This is a genomic window from Micromonospora sp. BS32, from assembly GCF_059089345.1.
The window spans coordinates 1-625 of sequence record NZ_JBSSHR010000070.1 but is presented as its reverse complement, the minus strand read 5'-3'; the positions used below and the strand labels follow the sequence as shown (position 1 = coordinate 625).

The 625-nt window shown below is 71.5% G+C and carries 1 protein-coding gene; it reads left to right on the top strand.

What is annotated here, in order from left to right; genetic code table 11:
- Positions 1-625: replication initiator (locus AC5RWQ_RS30285; protein WP_494286014.1), on the top strand; the 625-nt coding region annotated here is incomplete at both ends.

Below are 625 nucleotides of genomic sequence, written 5' to 3'. Positions count from 1 at the left end.
CTTGCCAAGTTCGCCACCAAAAGCACCGAGGTAACCGGGCACCGCTCCGTCCGACTCGACGCCGACACCATCGGCGACTACGCCGACCCCGACGGCGACCACACCGCCCGCCTCATCGACGCCTGCTGGCGCATCGGCCGACCCACCCACACACCCCAGCCCCTGCTCGACCGGCCCCGCGACTACCGCCCACGGCCCGGCTTCGTCGACCGCTGGCAGTGCCCCGACTGCGGCACCCACACCCGCTACCCCGCCTGCCCCGTCTGCGTGGCCCAGCGTCAAGCCGCCCTTGACGCCCAACCGACGAAAGCACCAACGTCCAACCCTTACGCGCGGCTACGCCGCTGGGCGCACATGCTCGGCTTCGGCGGCCACTTCCTCACCAAAGCCCGCCGCTACTCGGTGACCTTCCAACTCCTGCGCGACACCCGCGTCACCTTCCGCCGTCACCAGGACCAGGCCGACGAGCAGCCCGACGCTCTGCGGGCCGTCGACCACCTCGACGACGACACCACCCTCATCGTCGGCACCCTCACCTTCGCCGGCGCTGGCTGGCACACCACCGGAGACGCACTGCTTGCCAACACCGCCGCCGCCCTCGCCCGCGAACGACGAACCGCCGGCC